17 protein-coding genes are annotated in these 16,915 nt (G+C 63.1%); 4 read left to right on the forward strand and 13 right to left on the reverse strand.

The window, feature by feature from the left end; translation table 11 throughout:
- Positions 1-39: 39 nt before the first annotated feature.
- The 3 genes from E8Q40_RS13035 to E8Q40_RS13045 all read left to right on the forward strand — a co-directional run bounded on the left by E8Q40_RS13035 (position 40) and on the right by E8Q40_RS13045 (position 3,545).
- Complete coding sequence (locus tag E8Q40_RS13035; protein ID WP_137044964.1) at positions 40-1,752, forward strand: peptidoglycan DD-metalloendopeptidase family protein; 1,713 nt, start codon at positions 40-42, stop codon at positions 1,750-1,752.
- 87 nt (positions 1,753-1,839) lie between these two features.
- Complete coding sequence (locus tag E8Q40_RS13040) at positions 1,840-2,130, forward strand: hypothetical protein (protein ID WP_137044965.1); 291 nt, start codon at positions 1,840-1,842, stop codon at positions 2,128-2,130.
- A 167-nt stretch (positions 2,131-2,297) separates the two neighbouring features.
- Complete coding sequence (locus tag E8Q40_RS13045) at positions 2,298-3,545, forward strand: lytic murein transglycosylase (RefSeq protein WP_137044966.1); 1,248 nt, start codon at positions 2,298-2,300, stop codon at positions 3,543-3,545.
- A 21-nt stretch (positions 3,546-3,566) separates the two neighbouring features.
- On the opposite strand, the gene E8Q40_RS13050 is transcribed toward E8Q40_RS13045, so the two are convergent.
- The 9 genes from E8Q40_RS13050 to E8Q40_RS13090 form a co-directional block, all read right to left on the reverse strand.
- Positions 3,567-4,838, reverse strand: a complete 1,272-nt coding sequence (locus E8Q40_RS13050; RefSeq protein ID WP_137044967.1) for an NAD(P)/FAD-dependent oxidoreductase — start codon at positions 4,836-4,838, stop codon at positions 3,567-3,569.
- 13 nt (positions 4,839-4,851) lie between these two features.
- Positions 4,852-5,172: a hypothetical protein gene (locus E8Q40_RS13055; RefSeq protein WP_246662827.1), complete on the reverse strand. Its 321-nt coding sequence runs from the start codon at positions 5,170-5,172 to the stop codon at positions 4,852-4,854.
- 146 nt (positions 5,173-5,318) lie between these two features.
- Positions 5,319-5,987 carry a c-type cytochrome gene (locus tag E8Q40_RS13060; protein WP_137044968.1) on the reverse strand — a complete coding sequence of 223 codons (669 nt, stop codon included), beginning with the start codon at positions 5,985-5,987 and terminating at the stop codon, positions 5,319-5,321.
- On the reverse strand, positions 5,971-7,233 hold the full coding sequence (gene soxC / locus E8Q40_RS13065; protein ID WP_137044969.1) for a sulfite dehydrogenase: 1,263 nt from the start codon (positions 7,231-7,233) through the stop codon (positions 5,971-5,973). The genes E8Q40_RS13060 and soxC overlap by 17 nt, the downstream gene beginning before the upstream one ends.
- A 145-nt stretch (positions 7,234-7,378) precedes the next feature.
- Positions 7,379-9,067, reverse strand: coding sequence for a thiosulfohydrolase SoxB (soxB, locus tag E8Q40_RS13070; RefSeq protein WP_137044970.1), 1,689 nt, complete (start codon positions 9,065-9,067; stop codon positions 7,379-7,381).
- Between the two features lie 123 nt (positions 9,068-9,190).
- The gene (gene soxA, locus E8Q40_RS13075; protein ID WP_246662828.1) at positions 9,191-10,450 is read right to left on the reverse strand and encodes a sulfur oxidation c-type cytochrome SoxA; all 1,260 of its coding nucleotides are present in this window, start codon (positions 10,448-10,450) and stop codon (positions 9,191-9,193) included.
- Between the two features lie 62 nt (positions 10,451-10,512).
- Positions 10,513-10,836: a thiosulfate oxidation carrier complex protein SoxZ gene (gene soxZ / locus E8Q40_RS13080; RefSeq protein ID WP_137044971.1), complete on the reverse strand. Its 324-nt coding sequence runs from the start codon at positions 10,834-10,836 to the stop codon at positions 10,513-10,515.
- Between the two features lie 28 nt (positions 10,837-10,864).
- The gene (soxY, locus tag E8Q40_RS13085) at positions 10,865-11,320 is read right to left on the reverse strand and encodes a thiosulfate oxidation carrier protein SoxY (protein WP_137044972.1); all 456 of its coding nucleotides are present in this window, start codon (positions 11,318-11,320) and stop codon (positions 10,865-10,867) included.
- A gap of 192 nt (positions 11,321-11,512) precedes the next feature.
- Positions 11,513-12,088: a thioredoxin family protein gene (locus E8Q40_RS13090; RefSeq protein ID WP_137044973.1), complete on the reverse strand. Its 576-nt coding sequence runs from the start codon at positions 12,086-12,088 to the stop codon at positions 11,513-11,515.
- 93 nt (positions 12,089-12,181) lie between these two features.
- On the opposite strand from E8Q40_RS13090, the gene E8Q40_RS13095 reads away from it, so the two are divergent.
- Positions 12,182-12,910 carry a hypothetical protein gene (locus E8Q40_RS13095; RefSeq protein WP_137044974.1) on the forward strand — a complete coding sequence of 243 codons (729 nt, stop codon included), beginning with the start codon at positions 12,182-12,184 and terminating at the stop codon, positions 12,908-12,910.
- A gap of 3 nt (positions 12,911-12,913) precedes the next feature.
- On the opposite strand, the gene E8Q40_RS13100 is transcribed toward E8Q40_RS13095, so the two are convergent.
- From E8Q40_RS13100 to E8Q40_RS13115, 4 genes are read right to left on the reverse strand one after another with little or no spacing between them, the layout of a single operon-like run.
- Positions 12,914-13,726, reverse strand: a complete 813-nt coding sequence (locus E8Q40_RS13100; protein WP_137044975.1) for an ABC transporter permease — start codon at positions 13,724-13,726, stop codon at positions 12,914-12,916.
- The gene (locus E8Q40_RS13105) at positions 13,723-14,625 is read right to left on the reverse strand and encodes an ABC transporter permease subunit (protein WP_246662829.1); all 903 of its coding nucleotides are present in this window, start codon (positions 14,623-14,625) and stop codon (positions 13,723-13,725) included. The genes E8Q40_RS13100 and E8Q40_RS13105 overlap by 4 nt, the downstream gene beginning before the upstream one ends.
- Positions 14,622-15,719, reverse strand: coding sequence for an ABC transporter ATP-binding protein (locus E8Q40_RS13110; protein ID WP_137044976.1), 1,098 nt, complete (start codon positions 15,717-15,719; stop codon positions 14,622-14,624). The genes E8Q40_RS13105 and E8Q40_RS13110 overlap by 4 nt, the downstream gene beginning before the upstream one ends.
- Entirely contained in the window at positions 15,716-16,846 is a 1,131-nt protein-coding gene (locus E8Q40_RS13115) for a polyamine ABC transporter substrate-binding protein (protein WP_246662830.1), read from the reverse strand. Before E8Q40_RS13115 ends, E8Q40_RS13110 begins: the two co-directional genes overlap by 4 nt.
- Positions 16,847-16,915: the final 69 nt, after the last annotated feature.

Genomic DNA, 16,915 nt, shown 5'->3' on the forward strand with positions numbered 1-16,915 from the left:
CCACTCTTCAATCAAGGGCGTTGCATCAAGGGGCGTGGCTTGAAGTCTCCGGTTCTTGTCGGCGCTGCGCTCTTGACACTCGTCTCGTTTGGCGCCGCCTCCGCGCAGGAAGGCGCCAAGGAAATGTTGGCGCCAAAGGTCACCATCAGCCCGGTGGACTGGACGGCCGCGGCCGCCGCGCTGAAGGATGCCGGCGACGGCACGCCGGCCGAGCAATTCGCGCGGCTCAATGCCATTAGCGAAAAGCGTTTGCCCGGCATCGCCAAGAGCAGCGTGCCGGTGCTGCTGCCGATCGATCTCGATGCGCTGAAGGCCGACGTTGAAAAGCCGGACGCCAAGACCTCTGACAAGTATTTCGGTCCGTTCCATCCGACGCAGTATTTCCTGCCCGGCCCGGCCGGCTACAGCGGCACCTATCTGCTCGATATCGGCGGCGGTCCGTTCAAGGTCAGCTACAAGAAAAAGCCGATCGAGATCGAGTTCACCGGCGCGGCCTTCACCTACGATCTCGACGGGCCGAGCCACGCGGAAGTCTTCACACCGAAGGACAAGGACCTCGTCGCGCAGTTTCCGGGCATCAGGCGCATCCTGCACGAAGCCCATGTGCGCTACGCCTTCGAACGTTTCGGTGTGCCCTACATCCTGTCGATCCAGTGCTACGACCGGCGGCCGTCGTCGAAATTCCTGTCGTGCCGGGAGGCCGATCCGATCGCGGAATCGTTCCTCAAGCGCCTGCAACTCGCCGGCGGCACGCCGCAGACGATCGCCGAGCCGAAACTCGATCTGACGCGTCCGGAGGCGAAGTCCGACTTCACCTATTACGCGCCCGGCGATCTCATTCCCGGCTCCGGCTATAAGAAGCAGCCCGGCACCGCGGATTATCATGTCTATGCGATGATGCGTTTCCCCATCGCCAACGCACCGGCTTATGTGAAGTCGCAGAGTTTCATGCCGTGGGGCGACTGCTATCGCACCGGACACAACGGCCGCATCGGCCGCAAGGACTCGCCCTATAGCTGCAAGGTCAACGGCCTGCCGCTGACCTTCAACGAGTCCGCGCCGGTGAATTTCAATTATCCGTGGCGCGACAATTTCTGCGAATACCGCGACTTCCTGGTCGGGCAATGCGCCAGTGGCCGCGGCCATCAGGGCCAGGACATACGGCCCGCCAATTGCGTCATGACCAACGAAGGCTCGGATCGTTGCGAGCCTTATCACCACACCATCGCAGCGGCGCGCGACGGCCTGATCTGGCGCCTCAAGGGCAACCTCGCCGCCTATCTGGTGCTCAACAACGCCAATGAGTTCGTGCGCCTGCGTTACCTGCACATGAACCCGGACTTCATGGACGCCGAAGGCCTGCTCACCGGACGTCAGGTCAGCGAAGGCGAGATCATCGGCAAGGTCGCCACCTGGGGCGATTACGAGAGCGGCACCTCGTACCATCTGCACTTCAACATGCAGGTCGTCACCAAACTGGGCTGGGTCTGGGTCAACCCCTACATGTCGCTGGTGCTGGCCTACGAGAAGATGATCAAGGGCCGCGGCACCGAGCTGAAGGAAGGCGACCCGCTGCCGCCGGTTCCAGACAAGCCGCCAGTGATCCTTAATCCGTCGATTGCCGGCGCAGCCGCGGCGGCCAATGGCACGGCGGCGCAAACTGAGAAACCCAAGGCCAAGACGATCATCGAAAAAGTGCGCAAGAAGATTCGCCGCTACCGCCGCAAGCCACGCACCGAAACGGACGAATAGTTCCGTCTTTGACAGCGGAACGGCCTCCTCCTTCGAACGTTGACACTGTGACGCTTTAGCGTCCGTCAATTCATCCGAGGAGGAACCATGAAGAAACTGAGCACCGCACTGCTGGCCGGCGCCTTCGCGCTGACGACCGCGACGGCTTTCGCCCAGGTAGGCGTCAACGCCGGAACCTCGACATCGGGCGGCGCGGCCGTGAGCGGCACGAAGGGTTCGGGCTCGCTCGGCACTTCGACCGACGCCGGCGCCAATGTCGGCGGCACCAAGGCCAATGTCGGCGTCGATGCCTCGGGCAACGCGGCCGCCAAGAAGCGCGGTACGACGACGACCGGCAGCGGCGCCGCCGGCGTCGGTGCCAGCGGAACCGTCAAGTAGCGTTGCGTTCAGTTGAGTAGAGCCTCCACGGCCCCGCGCGCCGTGGAGGCTTTTTCGTGGGCGGGCTACGATGCGCCGACTTGCCATTTGTTCGCGTGCGCGAACTTGCCGCGCCATCGATGGGTGCCCCCGATTGTGCCGGCGGCCTTGCTCGATAGACTGCCGGCATGGCGCGATTCGACGACATCCCCACGATCCAGTTCAACCGCCGTACCTTGATGAGCGGCGCCATGGCGCTCGCCGGTACCCTCGCAACCCACGGCACCGCTTTCGCCCAATCGGCGGCGTTTCAGAAATGGGTGGCGCGCTTCCGCGATCAGGCCGTCAAGCGCGGCGTATCGGAGGCGACCTATGACCGCGTCATGGGCAACATCAAGCCCGACACCGCGGTTTACGAGCTGCAACGCCGCCAGCCCGAATTCACCGAGGAAATGTGGCAGTACATCAACCGCCGCTGCTCGGACTGGCGCGTTACCACCGGCAAGCAGCGCGCGAAGGAGCATGCCGCGCTGCTGGCGCGGCTTGAGCGCGAGTATGGCGTCGACCGCTATGTGCTGCTTGGCCTGTGGGGTATGGAGTCCTCGTTCGGCGATGTCATCGATAACCCGAAATATATGCGTCCGGTCATTCCGGCGCTGGCCGCCCTCGCCTTCGGCGAGCCGCGCCGACGCAAATACTGGGAGGCCGAACTCATCAACGCGCTCAAGATCGTCGATCGCGGTTGGGCGCAACCCAATGCCATGATCGGCTCATGGGCCGGCGCCATGGGCCATACGCAATGGATGCCCGAGGTGTGGCTGCGGATCGGCGTCGATTTCGATGGCGACGGGCGCATCAACCCCTTCGGCAAGCCGGACGACGCGCTGGCCGGCACCGCGCGCTATCTCGTCGAGCGCGGCAAGTGGCAGCGCGGGCAAGCATGGGGCTGCGAGGTCAAAGTGCCGTCAGGTGGACAGCGGATGGCCGACAACCGCACCATGCGCTCTTACGCGACGTGGCACGGCCACGGTTTCCGCCGCGCCGATGGCGAGGCTTTCAAGCGTCCCGACGATCAGGTGAAACTCTGGATCCCGGTCGCCGGCGGGCCGGCGTTCCTGGTCGGGCAGAATTTCCGCGCGGTCTATTCCTACAACCCGTCGCTCAGCTATTCGCTGGCGCTGGTGCATCTTGGCGATCTCATTCGCGGCGACGGCGATTTCCGTCAGCAATTCCCTGGCGGCGAGCGCATCCCGACGATCGACGAGATCAAGGAAATCCAGACCCGCCTCAACGCGCGCGGCTTCAAGACCGACGGCATCGACGGCCGCACCGGTTCGGACACGGTGCGCGCCATCGGTGCCTTCCAGAGAAGCGTCGGCATGAATCCGGATGGCTATGCGGGACTGAAGGTGCTAGAGCGGCTGCGGCAGCCTTAAGGCTGCCGCGCACCGTGAGCATCACCCGAAAATATCCGCCGTGATGCCGTTATACCAGTCGACCGACTCCTTGTAGTTCTGCTTGCGGATGTCGGCGGCCTCGTTCTTCTGACTGACGAAAGTGTTGGTCGCCTTGATGGCGCCGTCCTTCGGCTCGTAGCTGGCGCCCACCTTGATATCGTCGTCCGGCGCAATCAGGCTCCAGCAAGTATTGGAGTAGCGCGCCGGGAACGCCCGCGACTGCGTCAGCTCGGAGCGGATGATCATCGCCGCCACCTTGGCCTGGCTGTTGGCCGAGAAAGCCGACTTCGGCATGTCGCCGGCGATCGATGCGTCGCCGACCACGAAGATGTTCGGATCGACCGTGGATTTCATCGAGGCCGCGTCGATCGGGCAGAAGCCCGAGGCATTGGTGAGATTAGCGTCGCGCGCGATCTTGCCGGCCATCTGTGCCGGAATGACATTGACCAGCGCGGCCTTATAGTCCGACAGATCGGTCTTCACCGTGCCTGCCTTGACGTCAACGCCTTTGATGCCGCCGTGAATCTTCGGGTCCTGCCATTCGATCATGCCCGGATAGTGCTTCTCCCAGCCTTCCATGAACACGGCCTGCTTGGAGAAGTTCGGCTTGGGGTCAAGAATGACGATGCGCGACTTCTTGTGTCCCTTCTTCTTGAGCACATTGGCGAACATCGATGCCCGCTCATAGGGCCCAGGCGGGCAGCGATAGGGATTGGGCGGCGCGATCATGACGATCTGGTCGCCATCCTTCAGCGCATTGAGCTTCTTGACCAGAAGCTGCGTTTGCGCGCCTGGCTTCCAGGCATGCGGCATGATATCGGCGGCCGCTTCCGAATACCCTGGCACGGAATCGAATTTGAGGTCGATGCCAGGCGCCACCAGCAGCCGGTCGTAAGGAATGCGCTGGCCGCCGGCGATAATGACCTGCTTCTTGTCGCGATCGATCGCGGTCGCCGCCGCGTGCACGACCTTGACGCCGCTCTTCTTAACCTTGTCGTAGTTGTGAGTGAGCGACTTGTAATCGCGGAAGCCGCCAACATAGAGGTTGGAGAAGAAGCAGGTGGTAAAGGTCTTCTGCGGCTCGATCAGCGTCACGTCAATGGCGCCGTTCGATTCCTTGACGATGTAACGTGCGGCGGTGCCGCCGCCCGGACCGCCGCCGATGACGACGACCTTGGGCTTGCCCTGCGCGAGCACCAGGCTCGGCATGGCCAGCGCCGACAGCGAGGCTCCGGCCAATAGCCCGAAATTGCGGCGTGTGAGTTCAGTCATGGTCACCCCCGGGTTAGCGCGGCTTGGCCGCGGCGAAGTAAGCAGCAAGCGCTGCGATGTCGTCGTCATGCAAACGGCCGGCGATGTTCTGCATCGCCGGGTTGGGAAGCGTCTTCGCCCGATAGGCCTTGAGGACTTCGACGAAATGCCGCTGGTCGAGACCGTGAATGGGAGGAATGGTGCTGTCGGACTTGGCGGCGCCGTGACAGGTCGTGCATTCGGACGACAGATAACGTCCGAGTTCGACGTCACCGGCCATGGCCGCCTGCGACGCGCCGCCGGACATCGCCATGCCGATTGTCAGGATGGCGACAGCGCCGCCCTCCCGTGCCATTCGATTATTCGTGCGCAACCGCGCATGCGCCAGACGACGCATTGCTTTCGCCTCCCCGGTCGCAATGAGCTTGGCATGACGCCTCATGCCGCCCAATTTCTTATTTCTTTCAACGCTTTGACAAAATGTCGCAGCGAATAAACGTCCTATTCGACGCCACCTTTGCGGATGGATTTGTCGTCAGGCGTCACGTCGATAACAGAAGCATGCCCCGTGATTTTCACCGGCGGCCGACAGTCCTTCATGCAGGGGTTTGGATTCCAGAACGCCTTCTCGGCAGTCTTGCGATCGTCGTCATAGAAGCCACCCTCGTTCGGCATCTTCACCTGGGACCAGGTCTCCTTCGACAGCACGAACTTGTCGTCGACGATGTCGTTGAGGTTGAGGATGAAAGCGGTGACCGCATAGAGTTCGTCATTGCTCAGCGATTGCGCGTCGCCGAACGGCATGGCGCGTCGGATGTAGTCGAAGAAGCTCGCCACGTAGGGAAAGTACGAGCCGACGGTCTTGACCGGATCGTGGGTGGCCAGCGAACCCTTGCCCTGCGCCAGTTGCGGCCAGCGTCCGGCGCTTTCGCCGAATTCACCGTGACAGGCGGCGCAGCGTTCGAGATAGACCTTTTCGCCGTCGCGCACCGAGCCCTTGCCCGGCGGCAGGCCCTGTCCGTCGGGGCGGACGTCGATGTCCCAACCGGCAATCTGTTCGGGCGTCGCCTGCGTGCCGATGTTGTAACTATGCGGTTTCGGCGATTGCGCAAACGCCGGCGCGGCGACAGCAAATGCAGCCGCCGCAATAATACTAACCCACCTCGACATTCTCGACCTCCCCGTTCGGCTTGACCGCCCAGGTCTGGATGCCGTTGTTGTGATAGATCGAATTAACGCCGCGGATTTTGCGGAGGTCGTCCTTGGTCGGCTGCACATAGCCGGTCTCATCCATCGCGCGCGACTGCAGCAACAGCTCCTGCCCGTTCCATTCGGTCTCGGCGTAGAAGCGGACGCAGGATTTGTCGAACACCGGTCCGTCAATCGTCGCCGTTCGCCAGTTGCGGCCGCCGTCGAGCGAGACGTCGACGCGCGTGACCTTGCCACGCCCCGACCAGGCCAGACCGGAGATAACGAGAAAGCCCTTCTTTTTCACCGGCGCCTGCGGCGACGGCGAGGTGATCACAGACTTCGCATCCATCTCGAAGGTGAATTTGCGCGCTTTGCCGTTCTCGAGCAGGTCCGTGTATTTCGAGGTCTCCTCGCGCGTGTACCAAGGCTGATCGCCGACTTCGATGCGGCGAAGCCATTTGATCCAGATATTGCCTTCCCACCCCGGCACCACCAGCCGCACCGGATAGCCCTGTTCGGGGCGCAGCATTTCGCCGTTCTGGCGGTAGGCAATGAGGCAATCGTCGAGCGCCTTGGAGAGCGGCAACGAGCGGTTCATGCCGGACGAGTCGCCGCCTTCGACATGCAGCCACTTTGCGTTCGGCTTCAGACCGGCCTGCTCGAGCAGAAGCTTGAGCGGCACACCGGTGTACATCACGCAATGGATCATGCCGTGGGTGTACTGGCAGCCATTGAGCTGCGCGCCACGCCACTCCATGCCGGAGTTGGCGGCGCATTCGAGGAAATAGACGCGGCTGACGCGCGGCAGGCGCTTCAAGTCCTCCAGCGTGAAAATCAGCGGCTTGTCCACCAGGCCGTGGAGCATCAGGCGATAATCGTGCGGATTGATCTCAGTGATGCCGCCGTGGTGACGCTCGAAGCACAGCCCGTTCGGCGTGATGATGCCGTCGAGATCGTGCAGCGGCGTGAAGCTCACGGACGACTCGCGGCTCGCGGTCAGCCACTGCACATCGCGGCGGATGACGTCCTTCTCGAACGATGATGGATGGCCGTAAGGCCGCACGCCAACGCCGTCGCCGAGCGTCTTGCTCCACGTCGCGACATTGGGCGGCAGATTGGCATTGTCCGCGCGCGCTGCGCCGGCAGCACCGGCCGCGGCAAGACCGGCCGCCCCGGCGAGGAAGCTCCGGCGTGACGGTCGCGTCGGAGTATCGGATGGATTCATCGGCGCCCTCCACTACACGGCTCATGATCAGAGCCTTGGGGTGCTCATATCATATTCGTCTGAACGAATATATAGAAAGCTTGCCGCACAACCGGGCTGGGGAGAATTATTTTATCGCCGCAGTGCAAATACAAGCACAGCCGTTTTAAGTGCCGGTGATTTTCACGCGCGTATTCGGCGCAACGCGCACCGTTTTTTGCGCTGCGATATAGCGCTCGACAAGTTCCCACACCGGCGGGCCCTGCGTGCCTTCATTCACACTGGCCCAGCCGGCGACAGTGTATTCTCGTTTCGGATCGATCGGCTGGCCGGTTTTCAACATGGTCATGTCCGAGATACGGCTGCCGATCGGTTTCGACACGTCGATGGCATAACCGAGCCCGCCGCAGCGCACCATGTCGCCGCCCTGCTGATAGTAGGGATCGGGGTTGAACAGGTTGTCGGCGACGTCCTCGAGCACTTCCTTGAGACGCTCGCCGGTCATCGGCATCCGATAGACCTGCGGATAGGTGATGGCCGTCGCGTTGTGGATATCCTCGACGGTGATCGGCGAACCCGGCAGCACGCTGGTACCCCAGCGGAACCCAGGCGACAGCGCGATCTCGGCGTCGCGTTCTTTCAGGAGCGCGTCACAGATCAGGTCGTCGAAGCTGCCGTTGAAATTGCCGCGGCGATAAAGCAGCGACTCGGTCTGACCGACGACGCGCGCCAGGTCCTTGGCATAAGGCGCCCGCGCCTTCTCGATCGCGGCGCTCATGGCCGCATCCGGCTTGATGACATCGGCGAACAGCGGGATCAGCTTGTAGCGGAAGCCCTTGAGGACGCCGCCCTGCACGTCGAGATCGAGCCGCGAGACGAATTTGCCGTGGCTGCCCGACGCGATCAGCAGCGTGTTGCCGACCTTGATCGCCTCCGGCAACGCGTCGTGGGTATGGCCGGTGAGGATGACGTCGATGCCTTCGACGCGCGAGGCGAGCTTGCGGTCGACATCGAAGCCGTTGTGCGACAGCAGCACGACGAGCTGCGCGCCGGCCTTGCGCGCCTTCTCCACCTGGGCGCGGACTTCCTCCTCGCGGATACCGAACGACCATTTCGGGATCATCCAGCGCGGATTGGCGACCGGCGTATAGGGGAATGCCTGGCCGAGCACGGCGACCTTGACGCCGCCTCTGTCGAACATCTTGTAGGCCTCGAACACCGGCTCGTTCCATTCCGTATCGCGCACATTGAGCGCGAGGAAGGCAAAGCCGAGCTTGTCGATCAATTGCTTCACCCGGTCTTCGCCGTAGGTGAACTCCCAATGCCCCGTCATGGCATCCGGCTTGAGGAGCGCCATGCAGTCGGCCATGTCCTGGCCTTTCGTGGCATTGGCGCCGAGCGAGCCTTGCCAGGTATCGCCGCCGTCGAGCAGCAGCACCTTGTCGCCGCGTTCGGCCCGCACCTGCGCGATGACGGTCGCGGCGCGATCGAGCCCGCCAATGCGGCCATAGCTCTGCGCCAGTGCGGTGAAGTCCTGATCGGTCAGCGCATAAGCCGCGGCCGATTTCGGCGCGATGCCGAAGCGCGTGAGGAAGTCGGCGCCGGTGACGTGCGGCGGCTGACCTTTGGCCTCGCCGACGCCGATGTTCACCGTCGGCTCGCGGAAATAGACCGGCACGAGTTGGCCGTGAATGTCGGTGACATGCAGCAGCGTCACGTTGCCGTATGAGTCGAACTTGAGCAGTTCCTCCTGGCTGAGCTTCTGTTGGGCGAAAGCGCGCGTCAGCGAGCCTGCGCCCCCCATCAGCGCCGCAGTCGCGGCCCCCACCTGCAGCATCTCGCGGCGCGTGATCATCGTTGGCCAATCCTCTCCCGTGATCCGGGAGCGCGCGTCACCAGCGCGCGGCCCCGGACTTCAGGTCGCGTTGAATTTTCCTGTTCGCCACCATGCCGGACGGGCGCCGGCACAGCGAAATCGTCAGTGCCGGATACCCGGTACACTCAGCTTGAGGCCGGCGTTCTGCGAAGCCAGGTACAGTTCGAGATCGCCATATTCCTTGGCGTCCGGCGGCAGTTCGTCGCCGCGGATATTGACCGAGCACCACTGGAAGCGCTGACGGATATCCCAGATCGCCTGCAGGCTGGTGCGCCAGGTCGGGAAGTGATCGTACTGGCCCTTCGGCTCGCCGAGCCACTGGCCGCGGATCCAGCGATTGACCACCAGGCCGTGGCAATCGGTGCAGGCCATGTTGAGCTGGCCGATCTTGCGCTTCGACAGTTCGACGCCGCGCGCGATCGCAGCCTTGGCCTCCGGGCTCGTCGTGTCGACCTTGATCTCCTGGCCGTTGGCGAGGAATCGCAGATAGACGCCCATGGCCCGGTTGTTGTCGGTCTCCATCAGCCAGTCGGCACCGGTCGTCGCCTTGGCATGACGGGTCACGAATTCCTCGACGCCGAGCACCTTTTTCAGGCGCGGCTCCCATTTCGGCATTGACGCCGCCCAGGCCTTGAACTGGCTTTCCGGGCTGGCATGGCAGGTCGCGCAGGACGTCCCCTTGGCACCGGCTTGCTTCCAGAGCTCCTGCGCCTTGTCCACCGCCCACATGCCGGGATTTTCCAGCGGATCGAGGTTGTCGCGCTTCTCGACCGGCGCCGCCCGCTTTTCTGGATTATCGATTGCCACCCTGAACACTGCCGGCTTCTTCAGCGTCTTGAGGAAGGCGACGATGTCGTTGATCTCCTCGTCGGTGAACAGGCCATGGCCGCCCCAGGGCGGCATCACGGTCTCGGGATTGTAGACCCGCGCGTCGTAGACGTAGTTGAACAGCCACTCGTCCTCGCGGCCGGCATTGCCGATCTCCGACAGGTCGGGACCGACATTGCCCGGCTGGTCGGCATTGCCGGCCGGCCCCATGACGTGACAGGCGAGGCACGAACCGCCGCGCGCGCGATCGGCGACCAGCTTGGCGCCCTTGGCCGCATCGCCGGCGATCGGAGCCGTGATCTTGCGCGGCTCCTTCGGCGCTGGCGCCGACGCGAGCTTGGCCAGCGTGTTGTACTTGGAATAATCGCGCGACGGCCAGTTGCCATAACGCTTCCACGGCCGGGTCGAGGCGTCGCCGTCAGTCGCAAGGGGCGCTTCTTTTTTGGTCTGAGCGGCGGCCGGAACCGGCGTCATCACGCCGACCGCCATAGCCGCTAAAGCGGCCGCACCGGCCGCCAACATCCCTGCCCGCATCAATTCGTCCTCCAAATTGGCGTTATAGTCCGCCGCTCGGTGTTGCCATCCGGCGGCGGTTATCAGGCGACTTCGATCTTTTGCTCGGCAGTCGTCACGCTGCCATCGTCATCGGTCCAGGAAAACTTGAACGTGCCGCTCTCGTTCACTTTCGCATTGAATTGCAGATAAGGATTGGCGGCGATGGCCGGATCCAAATCGGCAGAGAACACAGGCTTGCCGTTAAACTCGGCGACGAACTTATTGATGATCTTGCGCGGGATGGGCTTGCCATCCTTGTCCTTGCGCTGACCCGACTCCATGATGTGCGGCATCAGGGTCTTGATCTCGACGATCTCGCCCTTCTTGGCCGTCTTCGGCACCCTGATCTTCGGTACGTCCGCCATGAAAACCTCCTCGAACCTGTTTGTTTGCTTAGCCGCCGCAGCCGCCGATGGTGACCTTGACCAGCTTCGAGGCGGTGTAGACTGCGCCCTTGCTGGTCTTTGCGGTCACGACGATGTTCTGCGTGGTGGCGAGGCGGATACGCGTGGACGCGTCGGCTTTGCCCGATAACGGCGTGAAGTGGAAAGTGGCGACGCCCGGATTCGGGTTGCCGTCGGCGAGCACGAGAACGTCGGTCACGTAATCGTCTTCGGTCATCGGCGCGTCGACGGAAATGGCGAGCGGCACCGTGTTGCCGTTCTCGGCGATTTCGGGAAGCTCGATGGAGATCTTGCCGGCCACCGGCGCCTTGCCGCCCGTGAACTTGGCGACGTCGGCCGCCGCCGTTTCAGGCGTCGCCTGCGCCGTCTTCGCAAAGCCGACCAAGGAAAGCGCCGCACCGGCGGCGCCAAACGCCAACGCCGTGCGGCGAGAGATATTCTGCATCGAGACTCCTCCCGGGAATTTCTGCGAAGCAACTAGCCCGCTCCGCATCAAACGACCATAGAGGCGACTATACCAAGGTCAACACACATTCAAACCGAAGAATGTAATTTCGCAATGCAGCATTGGGGAGAATAGACAAGCTCCCGCCCTTGCGGCCGGCAGTATAAATTTTTCCGCAGCGCAATATGAACATCAACTGCGCTGCGATTTCACATAATCCCGGAACGACTTGTCGCGATAAGCCTTCTCACGCACGAAACGAAACATCGCCAGGAAGTCGTCGGGTCGCAGATAGCCCGGCGCGCGCGCCACTTCCCGCTTTTGCGGCTCACGGTCCTTGAGCGCCAAGGCGTTCTCATCGAAGAACTGGAAGGTCGGCGTAAAGCGTATCCCATATTTCGCGGCCAGTTCCTTCTCCGACAGTTCCTGACCGTCGAAATCCTTCACCTTGCGCGAGCCGATGATGTTGAGCTGCAAGACGACAAAGTTGCCTTTGATGTAGCTGGAAATGTCCTCGCGGGCGAAATTGACGAAGTGCGTTTCCTTGCAATACGGGCAACCCTTGAGCTCCCACATCACGACGAAGCGCTTGCCGGTTTTCTGGGCCTCGTCGAGGTCGTCGGCAAGCTCGAGGAAGCTCTCCAGGAACCAGGGCTGCTTGTAGAGGCCGTCGTCGGTCAGAATCGGCTCGGCCGCGCGTGCCGGGACCACCGCCAGCGCCGAGATAGCCGCGGTGGCGAGCAACAAATGGCGCCGGGATATTGTCATGGCCTTTACCTTCATCGTGCCGGTGAGGCGGAATGCCCGCGCCTTGATATTCAAAATGTTATATATCTGCGCCGCACCCTTGAGTGAACAAGCATGATCTTCACATTTTCGCGCACAGCCCTGCTCGCTTTGCTGCTGATCGCCAGCAGCGCCGCTTATGGCGACGATCTTGCCGACTTCAATGACGCGGTCGAGCGCGCGGCGTCGCACAATCGCGTCGCCGACGGTTATTTGCGCACGGGCAATGTCGACCTTGCCTCGCTCGAGCTCGATCGCCTGCGCGATGAATGGGCGGCGTTGACGCAGCGCTTCGGCGGCAAGCGGCCGGGGGCTTTCAAGGACGGCACGCTGTACACGACGACGCTGCTCAAGATTTCCACCGGGCTTGTCGGCGCCGACATGATGCTGCAGTCGGGCCGCATGGACGCGGCCCGCGCCGCGCTCGACGGCATGCGGCGCGATCTTTACGATTTGCGCAAATCCGCCGGTGTCGTCGTGCTGGCCGACTGCGTCCGTGATGCCAACAAGATCGCTGACGCGATCATGGCCTATAACGACCGCAATCTCGACTGGACCAATCCGAACACCTCGCGAGGCCTGTCGGCGCGAACCGCAGACTATCTCTCGACGCTCGATCGCTGCGACGGCATCGCCGCCCCGGATGTGCGCAGCAACCCGGAATTCCGCCGCCTGGTCGATGGCGCGCGTGCCGGCCTTGCCCTGATCCCGAAAGCCATCGAAACCAAAGACACCAATCTGGTGCACCGCGTGCTGATCGAACTGCGTTCGTTCGATAACCTCTTGGCCTTCCGCTTCGGCTGACGGTCAGGCGCCGCGGCCGACACCCCGCCCGGTGCGGGTCATCAAGGTCGCCGTCACAATCAGGATCGAGACCAGCACGACAATCACGGTCGCCAGCGCGTTGATCTGCGGCGATACGCCGAGGCGCACGCTCGAGAACACGACGATCGGCAAGGTCGAGGCGCCCGGTCCGGTGACGAAACTCGCCACCACCACGTCGTCCAGCGATAAGGTGAAGGACAACAACCAGCCGGCGGCGATGGCCGGCGCCAAGAGCGGCAGCGTCACGCGGCGGAAAGTCCGCCACGGCGTGGCCCCGAGAATGGCGGCGGCTTCATCGAGCGCCGGATCGAGCTGCGTCAGCCGCGCGCGGATAATCACCGTCGCATAGGCCATGCCGAAGCTCGCATGCGCCAGCATGATCGTGGTCGCACCGCGTTCAGGCCAGCCGATGGTATCGCCCAGCACCACGAATAGCAGCAGCATCGACAGGCCGATCAGTACTTCCGGCACAATCAGCGGCATCAGCGCCAGCGCCTCATAGCCGCGCTCGGCGAAAAACGGCTTGAGTCTTTGCAGCGCGAAGGCCGCCGCCGTGCCAAGCGCCGCCGACACGGTGGCGCTGACCGTGGCGACGCGCAGCGACAGCCAGGCCGCCTCCAGCATCTGGTCGTTTTCCAGAAGCGCTGCATACCACCGCAGCGAGGCGTGGCTCCAAACCGTCACCAGCCGGCTGTCATTGAACGAATAGACGATCAGAATGACGATCGGCAGATAAAGAAACGCATAGCCGAAAGCGAGCGCGGTCAGCAGCGTTATAGAACGACGGCCGCTCACGATACGGCCTCCCGGCGCTGCAGCGCCTTCACCAGCAGCAGCGCCGACAACAGCACGATCAGCATCAGGAGGACCGCCAGCGCCGAGGCCAGCGGCCAGTCGCGGTTGTTGAAAAATTCCGTCCAAAGCACCCGGCCGAGCATCAGCGTGTCCGAGCCGCCGAGCAGATCAGGAATGATGAACTCGCCGAGCGCCGGGATGAAGACGAGCAGCCAGCCGGCGAACACGCCCGGCAGCGACAAAGGCAGGGTCACGCGGAAGAACGCCTTCAGGGGGCGCGCGCCCAGGTCCTGCGCCGCCTCGATGAGGGTCCAGTCCATCCGCTCCAGCACCGCATAGATCGGCAGCACCATGAACGGCAGGTAGGAATAGACAATGCCGAGATGCACGGCGAACTCGGTGTGCAGTAACGTCAACGGTTGCGAAATAATACCGAGATCAAGGAGCGTGGTGTTGATCAGGCCGTTGGTGTTGAGCAGCCCTGTCCAGGCATAAGTTCGGATCAGGAACGAGGTCCAGAACGGCAGGATCACCAGCATCAACAGGGCAAAGCGGGTGCGGTCACTTGAGCGCGCAATGGCATAAGCCATCGGATAGGCGATCACGAGCGTGATCATGGCCGACGAAGCAGCGATCCGCAGCGACGACACCAAGGCGGCGATATAGAGCGAGTCCGAGGTGACGGTGAGATAGCTGGCGATCGTGCCGTTGAACGTCGGCCAGACGCCCTCGCCCCATTCGAACAGCGGCGTGAACGGTGGCGCCCCTAACCGAGGCTCCGACAGACTGACCGCGACGACGATCAGAACCGGCAGCAACGTGAAAGCCACCAGCCAGGCCGTCGTCGTGCCGAGAATGACACGCCGCAGCCCCCGGCCCGCTCCCGCCGTCATGCTCATGACGGCAACACTCGGCCAGCGGACGGCTCCCACGAGACGAAGACCCGGTCGCCCGCGTCCAGCTTGCCGAGCCGCGCCATGTCGGGCGGCGGCAGCCGCGCCTGCACCGTCTTGCCCGTCTCCAGCGCGACGTAACAGACATAGGCGTTACCGAGGAAAACGACGTTGGCCAAGGTCCCGGCCAGCACGTTGGGTCCCGCGGGCCTCTCTTTCGCGAGCGCGACCTGCTCCGGCCGCACCATGACAGTAACGTCGGCGCCTTGTGTACAGTCGCCGGTCACCGCCAGGGTTGACCACACTTCGGTGCAGTCGACCGCGGCGCCGGCTTTGGTGACGCGGCCGCCGAACAGATTGGCGACGCCGAAGAAGTCCGCGGCAAAGCGTGATTGCGGCGCGTCGTAAAGCTCGCGCGGCGTCCCGATCTGGCATAGTGCGCCGTCGCGCATCAGCGCGATGCGGCTCGCCATGCTCATCGCCTCCTCCTGATCGTGCGTCACCATGACGAAGGTGATGCCGACGCGCTCGCGCAAGGCGACCAGTTCGAGCTGGGCGCGCTCGCGCAGTTTCTTGTCGAGCGCAGCCAGCGGCTCGTCGAGCAGGAGTATCTTCGGGTTCTTCACCAACGCGCGAGCAAGCGCGACGCGCTGGCGCTGGCCGCCCGACAATTGGTGCGGCTTGCGCGCACCGAAGGCACCCATGTCGAACAGATCGAGCGCAGCGGCGACGCGCTCGCGAATTTCCGCGCGCGGCCGCCGTTCTTCCTCCAAACCGAAGGCGACATTGTCGGCCACCGTCAGATGCGGGAACAGCGCATAAGACTGGAACATCATGTTGACAGGCCGCGCATAAGGCGGCCGGTCACTCATGTCCTCGCCATCGATGAGGACACGGCCATGGTCCGGCGTCTCGAAGCCGGCGATCAGGCGCAGCAAGGTGGTCTTGCCGGAGCCGGAAGCGCCGACCAGACAGAAGAATTCGCCGCGTGCGATGTCGATGCTGAGATTCGCAACCGCCGGAACGCCGCCGAATGACTTGGCGACGCCTTCCATCCTGATGACGGGCGCCTCACCGGCCGGGTCGCTGGCCGCCATCATTTCCCGGCTTTGATGCGGGTCCACAGCCGGTTGCGCGCCCGTTCATAAGCGGGCGTCGCCAGCACCGGCGTGTAGAGCTTGACCTCTTCCGGCGGGAACACGACGGGGTCGTTCTTGATCTCGGCGGGCACAAATTCAAGGGATGCCGGCACCGCATTGGCGTAGCCGACGGCGGCGGTGATGTCGGCAACCACCTTCGGCGTGAGAAGATAGTTGATGAACTTGTGCGCGTTGTCGGGATGCGGAGCGTCCTTCGGGATGGCCATGACGTCGATGTTGAAGGCAGCGCCCTCCTTCGGCAGGAAGATGCCGATCTCGACGCCGTTCTTGGCCTCCTGCGCGCGCTTGCGGGCCTGGAACAGGTCGCCGGCATAGCCTTGCGCGACGCAGATCGCGCCATTCGCCAGATCGTTGATGTAGCTCGACGAGTGGACGTAGCGGTAGAACGGCCGCGCGGCCATCACGGTCTTGCCAGCCGCTTCAAGGTCGTCTGTCGAGACGCTGACCGGACTCTTGCCGGTATAAGACATCGCCGCCGGCAGCACCTCTTCCGGAGCGTCGAGCACGGTGACGCCGCAAGGCTTCAGGGCCTTCACCACCTTGGGATCGAAGAGCATGGCGAAGCTGCCGATCGGCGCGTCCGGCAACAGCTTGTCGATCTTGCTCTTGATATAGCCAACGCCGGTGCCGGCCATCATGTACGGCAAACCGTGCGCATTGCCGGGATCGGCGCCGGCGAGCTGTTGCAGCACCTTCGGATTGACGCCCTTGGCATTGGGGATCTTCGACAAGTCGAGCTTTTGATAAAGCCCCGCCTTCACCTGGCGCGCAAAGAATGGCGACGCCGACGGAAATACCACGTCATAACCCGACTTGCCGACCGAGATCTTGGTCTCGAGGATGTCGTTAGAATCGTAGACGTCGTAATTGACCTTGATGCCGGTCTCTTTTTCGAAATTGGCGATCGTGTCCGGCGCGACATAGTCGCTCCAGTTGAACACGTTCAGCACCTTTTCTTCCTGCGCCGCGGCGGGCGCGGAACCAGGCAGGATAAGCAACACGGGCGACAGCGTGGCGACAAGAATGGCGGGCGCAACAAGGCGCGTCACGGCAGTCGTCAGCATCATTCAGGGCCCTCGACCTTCAAACGCAACGACCTTAGCGGAGGCGATCCGGCGATGCCAGAAGCCGGGACG

Origin of the sequence: Pseudolabrys sp. FHR47 (assembly GCF_005153485.1) — a bacterium.
In the GTDB taxonomy this organism is placed as follows: Bacteria; Pseudomonadota; Alphaproteobacteria; order Rhizobiales; family Xanthobacteraceae; genus Pseudolabrys.

Bases quoted from the DNA above. Each gene is read 5' to 3' on its own strand.
- E8Q40_RS13040 (WP_137044965.1), top strand. From the start codon at position 1,840: ATGAAGAAACTGAGCACCGCACTGCTGGCCGGCGCCTTCGCGCTGACG.
- E8Q40_RS13045 (WP_137044966.1), top strand. From the start codon at position 2,298: ATGGCGCGATTCGACGACATCCCCACGATCCAGTTCAACCGCCGTACC.
- E8Q40_RS13050 (WP_137044967.1), bottom strand. From the start codon at position 4,838: ATGACTGAACTCACACGCCGCAATTTCGGGCTATTGGCCGGAGCCTCG.
- E8Q40_RS13055 (WP_246662827.1), bottom strand. From the start codon at position 5,172: ATGGCACGGGAGGGCGGCGCTGTCGCCATCCTGACAATCGGCATGGCG.
- E8Q40_RS13060 (WP_137044968.1), bottom strand. From the start codon at position 5,987: ATGTCGAGGTGGGTTAGTATTATTGCGGCGGCTGCATTTGCTGTCGCC.
- soxC (WP_137044969.1), bottom strand. From the start codon at position 7,233: ATGAATCCATCCGATACTCCGACGCGACCGTCACGCCGGAGCTTCCTC.
- soxB (WP_137044970.1), bottom strand. From the start codon at position 9,067: ATGATCACGCGCCGCGAGATGCTGCAGGTGGGGGCCGCGACTGCGGCG.
- soxA (WP_246662828.1), bottom strand. From the start codon at position 10,450: ATGCGGGCAGGGATGTTGGCGGCCGGTGCGGCCGCTTTAGCGGCTATG.
- soxZ (WP_137044971.1), bottom strand. From the start codon at position 10,836: ATGGCGGACGTACCGAAGATCAGGGTGCCGAAGACGGCCAAGAAGGGC.
- soxY (WP_137044972.1), bottom strand. From the start codon at position 11,320: ATGCAGAATATCTCTCGCCGCACGGCGTTGGCGTTTGGCGCCGCCGGT.
- E8Q40_RS13090 (WP_137044973.1), bottom strand. From the start codon at position 12,088: ATGACAATATCCCGGCGCCATTTGTTGCTCGCCACCGCGGCTATCTCG.
- E8Q40_RS13095 (WP_137044974.1), top strand. From the start codon at position 12,182: ATGATCTTCACATTTTCGCGCACAGCCCTGCTCGCTTTGCTGCTGATC.
- E8Q40_RS13105 (WP_246662829.1), bottom strand. From the start codon at position 14,625: ATGAGCATGACGGCGGGAGCGGGCCGGGGGCTGCGGCGTGTCATTCTC.
- E8Q40_RS13110 (WP_137044976.1), bottom strand. From the start codon at position 15,719: ATGATGGCGGCCAGCGACCCGGCCGGTGAGGCGCCCGTCATCAGGATG.
- E8Q40_RS13115 (WP_246662830.1), bottom strand. From the start codon at position 16,846: ATGATGCTGACGACTGCCGTGACGCGCCTTGTTGCGCCCGCCATTCTT.